The 13,867-nt window shown below is 35.1% G+C and carries 9 protein-coding genes and 1 other annotated feature; all 9 genes read right to left on the reverse strand.

The genetic code is table 11. The features are described from left to right. Nucleotides 1–124: 124 nt before the first annotated feature. Nucleotides 125–2,089: an RNA/DNA-binding domain-containing protein gene (locus NYR30_RS09205; protein ID WP_302500704.1), complete on the reverse strand. Its 1,965-nt coding sequence runs from the start codon at nucleotides 2,087–2,089 to the stop codon at nucleotides 125–127. A 164-nt stretch (nucleotides 2,090–2,253) separates the two neighbouring features. Further along, nucleotides 2,254–3,348: a bifunctional histidinol-phosphatase/imidazoleglycerol-phosphate dehydratase HisB gene (gene hisB, locus NYR30_RS09210; protein WP_066113673.1), complete on the reverse strand. Its 1,095-nt coding sequence runs from the start codon at nucleotides 3,346–3,348 to the stop codon at nucleotides 2,254–2,256. Between the two features lie 38 nt (nucleotides 3,349–3,386). After that, entirely contained in the window at nucleotides 3,387–4,571 is a 1,185-nt protein-coding gene (locus NYR30_RS09215; RefSeq protein WP_066113671.1) for a Wadjet anti-phage system protein JetD domain-containing protein, read from the reverse strand. Beyond that, complete coding sequence (locus tag NYR30_RS09220; RefSeq protein WP_302500708.1) at nucleotides 4,568–7,942, reverse strand: ATP-binding protein; 3,375 nt, start codon at nucleotides 7,940–7,942, stop codon at nucleotides 4,568–4,570. Before NYR30_RS09220 ends, NYR30_RS09215 begins: the two co-directional genes overlap by 4 nt. Further along, complete coding sequence (locus NYR30_RS09225) at nucleotides 7,935–8,525, reverse strand: DUF4194 domain-containing protein (RefSeq protein ID WP_066113667.1); 591 nt, start codon at nucleotides 8,523–8,525, stop codon at nucleotides 7,935–7,937. Before NYR30_RS09225 ends, NYR30_RS09220 begins: the two co-directional genes overlap by 8 nt. Before the next feature lie 25 nt (nucleotides 8,526–8,550). After that, nucleotides 8,551–9,996: a DUF3375 domain-containing protein gene (locus tag NYR30_RS09230; RefSeq protein WP_066113665.1), complete on the reverse strand. Its 1,446-nt coding sequence runs from the start codon at nucleotides 9,994–9,996 to the stop codon at nucleotides 8,551–8,553. A gap of 11 nt (nucleotides 9,997–10,007) precedes the next feature. Further along, complete coding sequence (hisC, locus tag NYR30_RS09235; protein ID WP_066113663.1) at nucleotides 10,008–11,066, reverse strand: histidinol-phosphate transaminase; 1,059 nt, start codon at nucleotides 11,064–11,066, stop codon at nucleotides 10,008–10,010. 23 nt (nucleotides 11,067–11,089) lie between these two features. After that, nucleotides 11,090–11,210, reverse strand: a sequence feature (His leader region). 101 nt (nucleotides 11,211–11,311) lie between these two features. Continuing rightward, a complete protein-coding gene (grxB, locus tag NYR30_RS09240) occupies nucleotides 11,312–11,959 on the reverse strand; it encodes a glutaredoxin 2 (RefSeq protein ID WP_066108404.1) in 648 nt (215 codons plus the stop codon). A 193-nt stretch (nucleotides 11,960–12,152) separates the two neighbouring features. Beyond that, nucleotides 12,153–13,574: a glutamate--ammonia ligase gene (gene glnA / locus NYR30_RS09245; protein ID WP_066108406.1), complete on the reverse strand. Its 1,422-nt coding sequence runs from the start codon at nucleotides 13,572–13,574 to the stop codon at nucleotides 12,153–12,155. Nucleotides 13,575–13,867 lie beyond the last annotated feature (293 nt).

The following is a 13,867-nucleotide window of genomic DNA, read 5'->3' on the forward strand; positions in this document are numbered from 1 at the left end:
AATAATCAATTGTATAAAATAAATCGCTTGTATTCAGAGTATTCATTTCATGATATGGAAGAAATTTCCCTTCCCTTACTTAAACTTCACCTATTTTTTAAAGTTTACTATACCTAGATTCGGCTCATTTTTTCTTCCCTTTTTGCTCCAACCATTCAATACCTATAGGACTTGTTTTATAAGCTTGTTTTGGATGATTAGGAGAATCATAGCGTGTGTTAAGCAATCCCTGTTCTAACATTGTTCGCAAATAGGTTCTCAACCAATTTTTATTACGTCGAATAGAATCACTTATTTCACTAGATGAATAATATTGTTCTAAGCAAATTTCTAAAATAACTTCTTTAATATGCTCAGCATTTGACTTTTTAGTATCTAACTGTATAAGTTTGCCATCGAACTGTGCAGGTTTGCCATCGAACTGTGCAGGTTTGCCATCGAACTGTGCAGGTTTGCCATCGAACTGTGCAGGTTTGCCATCGAACTGTGCAGGTTTGCTATCGAACTGTGCAGGTTTGCTATCGAACTGTGCAGGTTTGCTATCGTATCTTACTGCGCCATCATATTGTAACTGACCATTATATAAGTTAGCTAAAAGATAAGACGTATCTCGTCCTTTTCCTTGCATAATCAGCAGATTATACTTGCACAATTTTTGTAGTAACTTACTTGCGGATAAAGTATCTAATCCCGTAATTTCTCTTAATGTCGCATTATCAACATAGCCCATTTCTTTCGCAATAAGTAATGCATTTGCTTCATGATCATTCAATGATTTTTTGGTAATGCTTTTTAACCATTGAATCTGCTCTTCATTAATTAACTGATGTAGCAAAAACGTGGCTTTAAATTGATTCGAATCTTGATTACTTTTAAACAATGGTAAGGTTAATCCCACAGACTTTAATTCATTTCTCATTATAGTTACACCACTGCCTTTTGTTTCTGCATATTGTAGATCATATAACACAGCAGCAATTAGTGGGTTTCGAGTTATTGAGCTTGTACTTCCCATCTCCTCAAGGGGTTTTAAAGAATAGCCTGCATTTTGCATTTCAATCCGATTACTAAAACGGTTAATTTGTGAGGGTTGATTGACAGAATAATCGCGATGCATTAATAAATTAACAACCGCTTCACGAATAACCTTTGCTGGCAATAATGGCACATCATTACGCTGGATTTGCCCCTCTTCTAAATTAAAATGATGTGGCAAATCATCTAAAATAGTCGCTTCAAGACGATGAACCATTGAAATTAACGATTCTCGAAAATCTTGTGTATATGCAAAACGTTGTTCTTCACCAGCCTCTACCCATTGTTTCCCTTTATGACGAATATAATCCACACGAGCCATAGGTAATAAACGACGTAATGCAGCTTGAGAGCCAAAGAGCAATAATCCAGCTATGTTTGGTTGATATTCTGTTGATGATTTTTTAACAAGATTAAAAGCTTTAAGTAAATCTAAATCGCTATAAGTGAGTTCTGGTGCATTAGGTCTGATTTTTGCGCGCAATTTACGGTATAACTCAATCATATTTGGGTCAATATCGTCCATTGTACTATCAGACAAAATATGTTGTTCAAAAGAACTACCCATTTTCGCCATAATAAAAGGTTCTAAATCTCGTTGATTGGCTTCATAATCTCCATTGATACCACGTAACCAAACGCCTGTTTTGGTAAAATTTTTTTTACTTTTTCCCACAAACCCACAGGGTTTAGAATGCACATCAAGCCCAATGATTTCAACTGCAACTATGGATTTCCCGTTCACTTGAGCGAAACCAACATCAATAGGTACAGGATAATTAAATTGAGTACGGCAATTATTATGCAAATTATTGAGCAACTCATCCAGAGCATCTACACCTGATATCCAATAGTTGTTGTGCTGTTCATCAGGTTCAGAGATACCTAAAAGCAAATAACTTTTCTCTCCCACAGGTTGATTGGCAAAAGCACACACCGTTTGCATAATAGAATCACCAATATATTGTGCCTTTTTTGCTTCAATTTGTTGATGTTCATTGCCATTTTGTTGCAGTGTTTGCAATAAGCCTAGAACCATTTCTCTTGATAACATATTCTCCCCTAAGCACTCTCACTCACAAATCTTTCCTATTACTGCATAGACTTACGATGGGTTCTTAATTGCTCAATCAATTCTGTTTATTTTGTGTTTAATTCACCAATAGGTGCAGTTTCTTTATATAAAATAGTATGAGTTATCAAACGCACTCCATTTTATTACAACACACCCTTACTACTTGGTAACTCATTACCTTCAATACGAATTGCTTGACGCAATGTTCTACCAAAACATTTGAACATCGCTTCTACTTGGTGATGTGTGTTATTACCTTTTACACTGATATGTAAAGTACAGGCTAACGCGTAACTTAATGACATAAAGAAATGTTCAACCATTTCTGTACTAAAATCACCAACCTTATCACGCCCAAATTTCGCTTTAAATTTCAAATATGGACGACCTGAAAGATCTAATGCACATTCCGCTTTACATTCATCCATTGGCAACACAAAACCAAAACGCGCAATACCACGCTTATTTCCTAAAGCTTGCTTCAATGCTTCGCCTAACGCCAATGCAGTATCTTCAACGGTATGATGATCATCAATATGTAAATCACCTTTTACTGTAACATTCATACGGAAACCGCCATGTGTAGCAATTTGATCAAGCATATGATCAAAGAATCCTACGCCTGTATTAATTTGATTAATACCTTGTTCATCTAACCAAACTTCCACTTTAATATCGGTTTCTTTCGTTTTACGAGTAACTGCTGCATGGCGCGGTGTGTGTCCTTCTGGTGCTGTTTTTGCCGCTAGAATTTTTTCAACAATTAAATCCCAGCCTAAATTTTCAGGATGATATTGCAAACCAGTAATACCTAAATTTTCTGCGAGCTGTAAATCCGTTGGTCGATCACCAATCACATAACTTTGTTTTTTATTAAACAATTTCTTTTTAATGTATTTCTTCAATAAACCTAATTTTGGTTTACGACATTCACAATTATCCTCTGGTTTATGTGGACAAATTAATACATCATCAAAGGTGATTCCTTGTGAATTAAAGATTTGCATCATTGCATTATGCGGTTTCTCAAAATCTTCTTGTGGAAAAGATTCTGTTCCTAAACCGTCTTGATTGCTCACCATCACTAGGCGATAACCTGCTTGTTGTAGCTTTAATAAAGCAGGAATAACATTCGGTTCTAATTTTAATTTTTTTAAGCTATCAATTTGAAAATCTGTTTTTGGTTCATCAATTAACGTGCCATCACGATCGATAAAAAGAATAGATTGTTGTGTCATAACTTTTCCTTATTTTTGATATTGTAGAAATAGGTAATTTAAACAATAGATACGAGAGATTTCAGCGTCCGTTCAACAAATGAAAAGGGAATAAATTCTTGTTCTAATCGAATCTTGTCACCAAATTCATTCTGCTGCAAAGCAATATATAATTCTTGTTCTTGTGGTGTTAGCCTATCCAACTGCCCTATAAAAGGCTTATCTTCTTTACTCCAAGAGTCATTATGAGTCAGTAAAGTAGTTTTATCCATAAAAATAGACTGAACTTGTGGAAAATAACAACGAAGTTGATGCAAAATTGCTAAACCGTGTGTATCAATATCGCCCCAATAATAAATATCGCAATTATTCAACCATTTTGCTTTCGATAAAGATTGCCAGCCATAACCGGCACCAAAAATTGCCCAACAATTTTTTAATATCGGCAAAGTAAGAAAATTAATTTCATTTTCTACAATAATCACTTTGCTTATTTCTGGATTAAGATTGGCAAAACTTTCACTATCTAGTGTAACATCACTCAATGCGATGTTAGGAAAAACAGGTTTTGCTGTATCTAAATTACGAAATCTAATCATCTTTGGTTTATCTAAAAAACCATAACGTAATGCAAATTGAGAAATGCCACTTACCTCGTTATTAATTGCTGAGATGGGTAATACTCGATCAAATAATTCAGCTAATATTGCACGATGTTTTTCAATAAATTTGCTATGGATTTTAGGAATATCTATTTGTCGCAAATAGATTTTTTTATTTAGATTAGCTTTCTTCCACGCAATTACTTTTAATAAATCTTGCCATTGTTCTGCCAACTCTAGTGCTTTTAATGGTTGTTTCTCTAGCCACTCCAATAATACAGGTTCCATTGTTTTAGTTAGTTCAACAACGCTTTTAAATTTTTGATAATCCTTATGCTTATGTAAAAGTATTAATACTTGCTCAATTTCTCTTACATAAATAGCATCTGGTACACGTTGTTCACCTTGGACTCGATGATTAATGACTTTCCAGTCAATAGAAATATAATCCAATTCATGCAAAGCTAATACCCATTTTCTCACCGCATAAAATTGACGAGTAATATCATCGGAAGAGGGTTTTATTAATTTTAACTTTAATGGAAAAATAGGCTGCTGATTGACTAAAGAACGCAAAAAAAACCCTTTATTCCATAAATTTTCTAATTGCTGTTTTATTTCTTTTGCCGTTGTCCACATCATAAATTAACTTGTTTGGCTTTTTGCACTAAATGCTCTTCAATCGTGAGATTTAATATTTTAGAATTTGCCCCACCAACATTCTGTACAAAACTTACACTAGATACAAAAGGTTCAATAATATGTATTTTTTGTAGTGGTGTCACAATTAATAATTGCAGGTTGAGCTGTTTAAATAAACGTAAGCCATAATTTGCTGACTCATCTGAACCACGACCAAAGGCTTCATCTATCATCACAAAACGGAAAGAACGAGATCGTGTTACGTTAAACTCTAAACCAAATTGATAAGCCAAACTTGCTGCTAAAATGGTATATGCCAACTTCTCTTTTTGCCCACCAGACTTACCGCCAGAATCAGAATAATGTTCATATTCTGCATTATCCGTACGCCAACGTTCCGTAGCAGAGAATAAAAACCAATTTCTAACATCTGTCACTTTTGCTGTCCAACGTTTATCTAACTCGGTAAAATTTTCTCGTCCACGTAAACGATCAACAATTTCTTTCACTTGTAAGAATTTTTGTTCTGAATATTGATTATCATCTGAACCTGTTACCGCACCCTCTGTACAGGCACGTAAATCTTGCTGGAATTGACGAATTTCTAAATCTGGGTTTGTTTCCAGTCCAAGTGAAATATAACGTCCTTGATTATAGTCAATACTTTCTAATGAACGATTAATAATCGCAATTCTTTGCTTAATTAGATCTCGTTCTCGATTAAGTTGAGCATTTAAATTTGCAATCTCGTTAATCGTATTTTCATTTAACAATAGTTTAAATTGAGTGACGAATTTTGGTAATTCATCTGCATTCAAACGGTCTAGAAATGCTTTATACTCAAGATAAGAAGCCACATTGGCATCAAATTCGTTTGTTTCCAATGGGTATTTATTATTAAACAGTGTCATTTCTTTAGTAATCTCGCTATTCTTTTTACTTAACATTTGGTGATGTTGTTCGATCTGTCTATTTAATAAATTTCTCATCTTCGTTTCTGTCGTATCACAGTTTTCCAGAGTCAAACTTCGCTTAGCTAAGATTTCATCTAAAGTTTGAGAGAAATAAGATTGATATGCACTATTGAAAGGTTGTTCTTCCACAAATAGTTCTACCATCTCTAATTGTTTTCGCAACTCTTGATGCCTTTCATCTAGACGACCATATTGCTGTAAGAGTTGCTGTTCGTCAGTTTTTGTTTGCTTAATTTCCTCTTCTAAATGCTTTTGTTGTCGCCCTAATTTCATTAACTGATCTGAGGCTTCAGATAGTTGTTGATATTCTATAGTTAGTTTTTCAATATCTTTCACAACAGTTGCGAAGTCAATTTCAGCGAATGATGAAAATACCTCCAAACGTACAAATAACTCAAGTTGTTCACGCAATTTACTGCGTGCTGACTTACATTTATCCGCTGTTGCTTTAAGAGCATTTAATTGTCGTTCTAGTTGTTGTGCATGAAGGTTGAGTGCGGTTATTTTATCTTTATTAGACCAACCTAAAATATAACGGCTACGATCTTCCAGTGCATAGCGATCATCTTTTTCATGTCGCCCAGACTTATCCTTTATTTGTCCTCGCAAGCTGATCGCACGTTCCTCACGCTGAAACTGCACCATAGAATCACAAGCCACATAATCAAAACGTTTATACAATTCATTTTCTAACCATTGAAAATAAGGTGTTTGCGGCTTGATCATTAATTTATGTAACAATGAGCTTGGCTGGATTTCGTTATTACGCATCACTTGATTTTGCTTTACCAAATAATAAACAAGTCGACCTTTTAAATGTTGTTGATTAACCCATTGACCAACTTGTACATAATACTTCTCAGGTACAATCAAGGATAATGCAAAATTATGCAATAACCGTTCTGCTGCACCTTCCCAGTCCTTCTCTGTTTCTTTTAGTTGTAGCAACTCCCCAATAAACGGTAAATCTGCCTCAGGTAGATTTAGTGCTTTACATAAAGTGCGTCTAATTTCAATTTGTTGGTGACTAATGTTACTTTCCCGTTGTTTAAGGCTATAAATTTCCTGCTTAATGTTTGCTAATTCAGTCGTGGTTTGACGAATGTCTGCTAGGGATTCAACTTCAGCATTCAAGTTATCAATATCTTGTTGCTGTAATTCTTCTTTCTTTATCAGCAATCTTGCTTTCTGTGCAATAAAATCTGCACTATTTGTCACAACGGTTTCATTCAATGCCGTAATATATTGCTCATAACGAACCGCTTTTTGATGACATTCAGTTTTTAATTTCTCTTGTTCTTTAATTTGACGCTCTATCTCAGCTAAGCGATTGCCGCCGTTTTGTTGAATATCCCATTTAATTTGTTGAAGTTGTTGCTGCTGTTGTTCCTGTTTCGTTTGAATTTGGGCAATTTTTTCTTGCACTAACTGCCACTCTTGCATAACGCTTTGCAATGCTTGCTTCAATAATGCCAATTTAAAGGTTGAAAAATAAGGAGATAAATTCTCAAGATAATGATATAGAGATTCTATTTCTTGCTCTATTGATTGATATTCTAAACAGTGATTCACAATTGGCGTCAACATCGCCACCTGCTCTTCTGCTTTCAATACGGCTTGATATGCTCGATCAAGATCATCAAAATGACTCAATAAATTTGCAATTCGTTGTTTCGTTTCTTCAAATGCTTCCAACATATGGCTGCGTACAAAATCTGTTAAATTACCAACAGACTTCATGGATACTGTTTGATGAAAAAGTTCAAGTGCTTGTTCATTTTGAATGCCAAAACGGCGTCGAAACCACGCAGAATAAGATGAGAAACTATCAAAAGTATCAATATTAGCCTGTCTAAACCTTTTACGCAGATTTGAGATCTCTGTACCAAAATCAATAAAATGTTCTGCAATAGAAAGCATTTTTTCAGCACCAATATAAAAACGGTCTGGCTGTGTTTTTTGTTCTTTAAGCCAAAATACTTGAGCAAGTGAAATATATTGGTCATAACCTTCATTATAAAAAATACCAAGAATCACTGAATAATGACGCTCATCTCGCAAAGCTGTTGGCTTTATAATGCCAGTTTCACTATCTCTTTCAGATTTATAATAACCTAATACATACGAGCGCAAATGGCGTTCTTTATTTTCTGCACCGGCAGCTTTGTTATAAGCAATACGATGAGCTGGCACCAATAATGTTGTAATCGCATCAACAACTGTCGATTTTCCCGAACCTATATCACCTGTTAATAAACCATTTTTTCCATTTAACTCTAAGGTCCAAATCTTTTGGTGAAATGTTCCCCAATTGAAAATTTCAAGTCGCATTAAACGAAAACCAGCTAACTGATTATCATCTAAAAATTCTAATTCTAGTCCTGCTTGGTTATTCATCACTGCTTCCTTTTTTATCTAAACAAGTATTTAGCCACTGATTAAACTGCTGTAACCATTCAACATCAATAAAGGCTTTCAAAATACGCTTTACTTCAAAGTTCTGTTCATTATCATTCGCTTTTAATTTTTGTAAAAAACCAAGTTCTACTACTTTATTAATATAGCTTTCGATTTTATCTTCTAATTTAGCTTGATTACTTGATTCACCTAAATAATGCTTCATTAAATCAATCAGTTGTGTACGACTTAACACAAAACGCACATCATTATTATTGGCGTCAAATTCCACTAAACTTTTACGTAATAACACCAACAATAAACTCACTTCAAAGGTTAAGGCTCGACGTGCAATAAGTTTAGGATAACTCTTTTCGCCCTCGTCAGATTTACTCTGCAAAAAAGCATATCCTTCAGCTTCATCTAGATACAACGTTAAATTCAGGACTGAAATATAATCTTTGACAGTATTATGTAATGCAAGCAAATCACTCCACAATTTCTCATTGTTTTCTCGATAAATTACCCCTTTAAATAAAGAGGTAACGACTAATGTAAGTTCTGAATTTTCTTCTAATTGCATTGCGTCATATCCTTTCCATAACATACTACTTGGTAAATATAATCTTAGGTAGAGTAACTTTTCTTTCTATATCATCTACTTGCCATACTATTTGTTCTTGTTCACCTTCATCAATTACCATACGAAAATAATTTTCGTGATCAAATTGTAAGTAAGTCACCAATTCAGCTAAGCCTTGTTTAAGTGGATATACTTGGATAACCTTTTGCAAAGAAATTTGCGTTGTTTGTTGTAATACCTGTCTAATTTGATTAATTAATCTGCTTTTATCAATCACGACTTGATTAAATAAACTTTCCGTGTCTATTTCATTATCCCCCATTTCCAATAATACATTGGCTAGATTTACTTTTACTGAAGGCATATAAAGCGGACGTTCCATTGGTAAATCAATCTTGACACGAGTATCCGCAATGTCCATTCCTGCACATTGCTTTTGCTCATCACTCAATTGAAACACTTTATTTTCAATATCACGGAAAACTTCCATAATACGGCGATTTTCAAGCCATGCCTTATCGTCTAAAAAACGTCTTAAATGCTGCGATAATTGGGCTACTGTGCGTTGTGTATGTTCCCCAGCTTCTAACCAATCATAATGAATTCGGTGTGACGCCATATTCTCTTCGCCAAGTTGGTGAATCATTGGTAAGTTCTGAATATATTCTAATAACTCTGTAAACTCTTGCTGGCGCTGCTGAGACAGCAAAAACTCCCAAAAAGCACGAAAACTTTTTCCTTGATCTGAATCGCTAATCGCATCACGTTCTCCCATAATTTCAGCAAGAAGTGCACCTTTCGTACCATCCCATAAACTAATCTGTTTACGCACCTTACGATCTAATTGACGAAAATTATGCTCTACTTCACGAAAGTCTGATAGCAACTCTTTTGCCCCTTGCTTAAACTGCAAATAGCGCTCTTTGACTGCGGTATCACTCAATAAGCTAAGCTCACCTGCTTTAATTTTAAGAATTTCATTCTCAATTGCTGCCTTTTGACACTCCAATTCAGCAATTCGTTTATCCGGATCTATTTCACTTCCTTGTTTAATTTCTTTTAATAAATGAAATAGCGTTAATAAGCGAGATTCCGTACCAATAAACTGGCGCTGCGTAAGCTGGCTTAACCAACTTATCGCCTTTTCTGTCGCAGGCGTCAAGTCAAATTGTGCCTCATCCGTACCTACCTTATAAAATTTACGCAACCAAGCATTCTCAGGATCCGCCCAATCATTTAAATATTCTCTTGCTGATTTTGGAAACGCTTTATCACTCACTTCCTCACGCAATAGATATAAAAAATCTTCCAACATTTCACTCAAATTAGCTTCATCAATAATTCGTTGATTCGTTTCAATAAAAGCCTTGTTTAAAAAACTAATAATCAAAGGTGCATTAGTAGAACATAATAATTTCCATGCAGGGTGATGTTGCCGAAAGTTTGCTAAGGTGAAAAAGTCTAAAACCATACTAAATTTCTTTATTTAAAGTTAATTATCGCCGTTAAAACCTTCTGGTTTTCTTCTTCTGTACCAACAGTAATACGAATACAATTTTCCAGCATTAATTGGCTACCTTGATTACGTAGAATAATGCCGTTATCCCATAAATATTGGAATAGTTGTTGGCCATTTTTCGCTTTAAATAAAAGATAATTAGCCTCGCTTGGATAGACTTTTTCAATAATGGCACATTTATTTAATTCTTCCACTAACCAATCACGATTTGCAATGACAGTTTTTACTCGTTGCTGCATCATTGCTAATCCTTGAGCTGATAAAGCTTGTGCTGCAATATCAGCAATTGGAGTAGGTAATGGATAAGGTGCGATCACTTTTTGTAAAATGCCAATTAACTCTGGATTAGCTAACGTAAAACCGCAACGTAATCCAGCTAAAGCAAATGCTTTTGATAAAGTACGAATAATCGCTAAATGTGGATAATTAATTAATTCTTTTACTAAACTCGCTGTTGGGCAAAATTCAATATAAGCTTCATCAACCACGACAATCGCACGATTTCGTGTCATTTCTAACAAAGCAATCAGATCTTCACGCTTAACTAAATTACCTGTTGGATTATTTGGGCTACAAACAAACACCACCTTCACATTAGCTAATTGGCGCTCAATTTCACCCAAATTTAATTGGAAATCCGCAGTAAGAGGAACTTTTTTACAAGCAATACCACAAGTTTCTGCACTGACAGAATACATACCATAGGTTGGCGGGCAATATAAAATTGCGTCTTGGTTTGGTTCACAAAAAGCACGAATAATTAATTCAATACTTTCATCTCCGCCACGACTAACGATAACATTTTCTGCAGATACTCCTGCATAATTCGCATAACCTTGAATAACTGCTTGTGGTTGCGCCTCTGGGTAACGATTAAAATTTTGACAAGTTAATGAGAAATCAGGAGAAATTGGATATTCATTAGCATTCAACCAAACATCACCTTTACCACCTAAACGGCGTGCTGATTGATACGGCACTAATGCTTGAATATTTTTGCGAGAAAGTTGTGTAATGCTCATAATTTTTTCCTATCCTAAATAATAAAAAAATCCTCTCGAAATTATCTTCCGAGAGGATTGTGATTCTTACGAATGCTCGGAAGATCGCTTAATCTTCCAATGCACCATCGCCTGAAAGATTAATCAGGTTGATGATGGTGATGATGAGCAATTCGAGTTAAATTCATTTATTGTATCCTTAATGTAAAACCGCTATCTAAACTACTGGATTGCGTAGCAAAATGCAATAACTTTTCGCGGAATTTTTACACCGCCCGATCAGTATAAAGTTCAACACCGCTCATTAATGACATTTTCTGAATATAAGCCGCCACTTTATTTGGAAACTCTATGCCTTTAACGATAGTTAAATTGCGCAAAATTGGGAACAATACAATATCTTCAATCGCTAATTCTCCAGAACTTGCTTTTGGACTAACAATCAAATCATTTAACGCTAATAGATCTTGATTAATTCTCGCTAAATATTCTGGAGTTTGTGCAAGATTAGCAGCAAAGCTACCAATAATTTTACTTTTCTTCATCGTGAAATATTCCACCGATTCTGGCATTGCAAATTCTTTCAAGCCGATTTGTACAAAACGAGGTAACACCAGGTGGTTATGATAACTGCTTACATTTTGAATCCATTGACTAACCTCATCACGAACCAACTCTTTTAAACAAGGTTCACCATATTTTTTATCCACATAACGCACAATGTCCAAACTTTCAGGCATCACCATACCATCACTGTCAGCAAGAATTGGTACGACTTTTTTACCCACCAATTTCATTGGTGTTTCATCATGATGATTAGCTAATACAATCACATCAACCGGAATATTTTTTAGCCCAAATATCATTCTTGCTCGCACACAATAGGGACAATGTTCATAGGTATAAAGTCTCATGGTTGGCTCCTTATCTATTATCAATGGCAATCTTATTTTTAATACAAAATAGTAACGTTATCAAGTTTCTACGCCTATTTCCCTCTATCTATTAGAAGAATTGTGACGCGCATTACACTCTTAATCCACTGTAAAAAATAAACCCTGAAAGTAGAAACTTTCAGGGTTTTATAGTTAGTAATACTTCAACCAATTAGAGTGAGTAATATAATTCAAACTCTGCTGGGTGTGGTAATAAACGTACTTTATCAACCTCTTTATTCTTCAATTCGATATACGCTTCGATGAAATCTGTGCTGAATACACCGCCACGAGTTAAGAATTCGTGATCAGCAGCTAATGCAGCTAACGCTTCATCTAATGAACCCGCTACAGTTGGAATTTCTTTTAATTCTTCTGGCGGTAAGTCATAGAGGTTTTTATCCATTGCATCACCTGGGTGAATCTTATTGATAATACCATCTACACCAGCCATAAGAAGTGCAGAGAACGCTAAGTATGGGTTCGCACCTGGATCTGGGAAACGCACTTCAATACGACGTGCTTTCGGGCTAGATACAGTTGGGATACGAATTGATGCAGAACGGTTACTTGCTGAGTAAGCCAATAACACTGGCGCTTCATATCCTGGTACTAAACGTTTATAAGAGTTTGTAGTTGGGTTAGTAAATGCATTCAATGCTTTAGCGTGTTTAATCACCCCACCAATGAAGTAAAGTGATAATTCTGATAATCCAGCATATTTATCACCAGAGAATAGGTTCACGCCATCTTTACCTAAAGAGATGTGGCAGTGCATACCTGAACCATTATCACCGAAGATTGGTTTTGGCATAAAGCAAGCAGTTTTACCATGTTCAAATGCAACATTGTGAACTACATATTTATAAATTTGAGTTTCATCTGCTTTTAATGTCAAAGTATTGAAACGGCAAGCGATTTCGTTTTGACCTGCGGTCGCAACTTCGTGGTGATGCGCTTCAATCACAAGTCCCATATCTTCCATCACTAAACACATTTCAGAACGTAAATCTTGTGATGAATCGACCGGAGGAACTGGGAAGTAACCACCTTTAGTTGCTGGACGGTGTCCTTTGTTACCGCCTTCATATTCTTTATCTGTATTCCAGCTTGCTTCAATATCATCAACTTGATAGAAAGAACCTGACATACCAGTTTTGAAACGTACATCATCAAAGATGAAAAATTCTGGTTCTGGTCCAACTAATACGCTATCTGCAATACCTGATGCTTTTAAGTATTCTTCTGCACGAATTGCGATTGAACGTGGGTCACGATCATAACCTTGCATTGTAGTTGGTTCAAAAACATTACAACGAATAGATAAAGTCGGTACGCTAAAGAATGGATCGACTAATGCACTTTCAGGAATAGGCATTAAAACCATGTCAGATTTGTTAATGGTTTTCCAACCAGCGATAGAAGAACCATCAAACATTTTACCATCTTCAAAGAAGTCTTCATCTACTGCACTCACTGGTACAGAAACGTGTTGTTCTTTCCCTCTAATATCAGTAAAACGAAGGTCAACAAAACGGATACCATGTTCTTCGATAAGTTGGAAAACTTTATCAATTGCTTGTGTGTTTGCCATAATCAATCCTCTTAATTTTGGAGTAGTTAATTTATAAAGATAATGTTGTTTTTTTGAATTCAGATAAACAATATCCTATTTTTATTAAAAATAAAATAGATTTTTTAGTTTTTTTCAAAAAAATATCTAAAAACAAAAAAGCTACACTCTCATTATTTAATAGCCGTCTGTAATAAAACGCTGTATAATTTGCCACCTTTTCACCCGTTATGCTGTAAACGTTGGGCTTTCTACAAGGCAACAAGCAGTGTTCAGTATAGCGAAAGCCAAACTTTTTCAAAATACTACAACCC

Source organism: Gallibacterium salpingitidis, from assembly GCF_030517105.1.
In the GTDB taxonomy this organism is placed as follows: domain Bacteria; phylum Pseudomonadota; class Gammaproteobacteria; order Enterobacterales; family Pasteurellaceae; genus Gallibacterium; species Gallibacterium salpingitidis.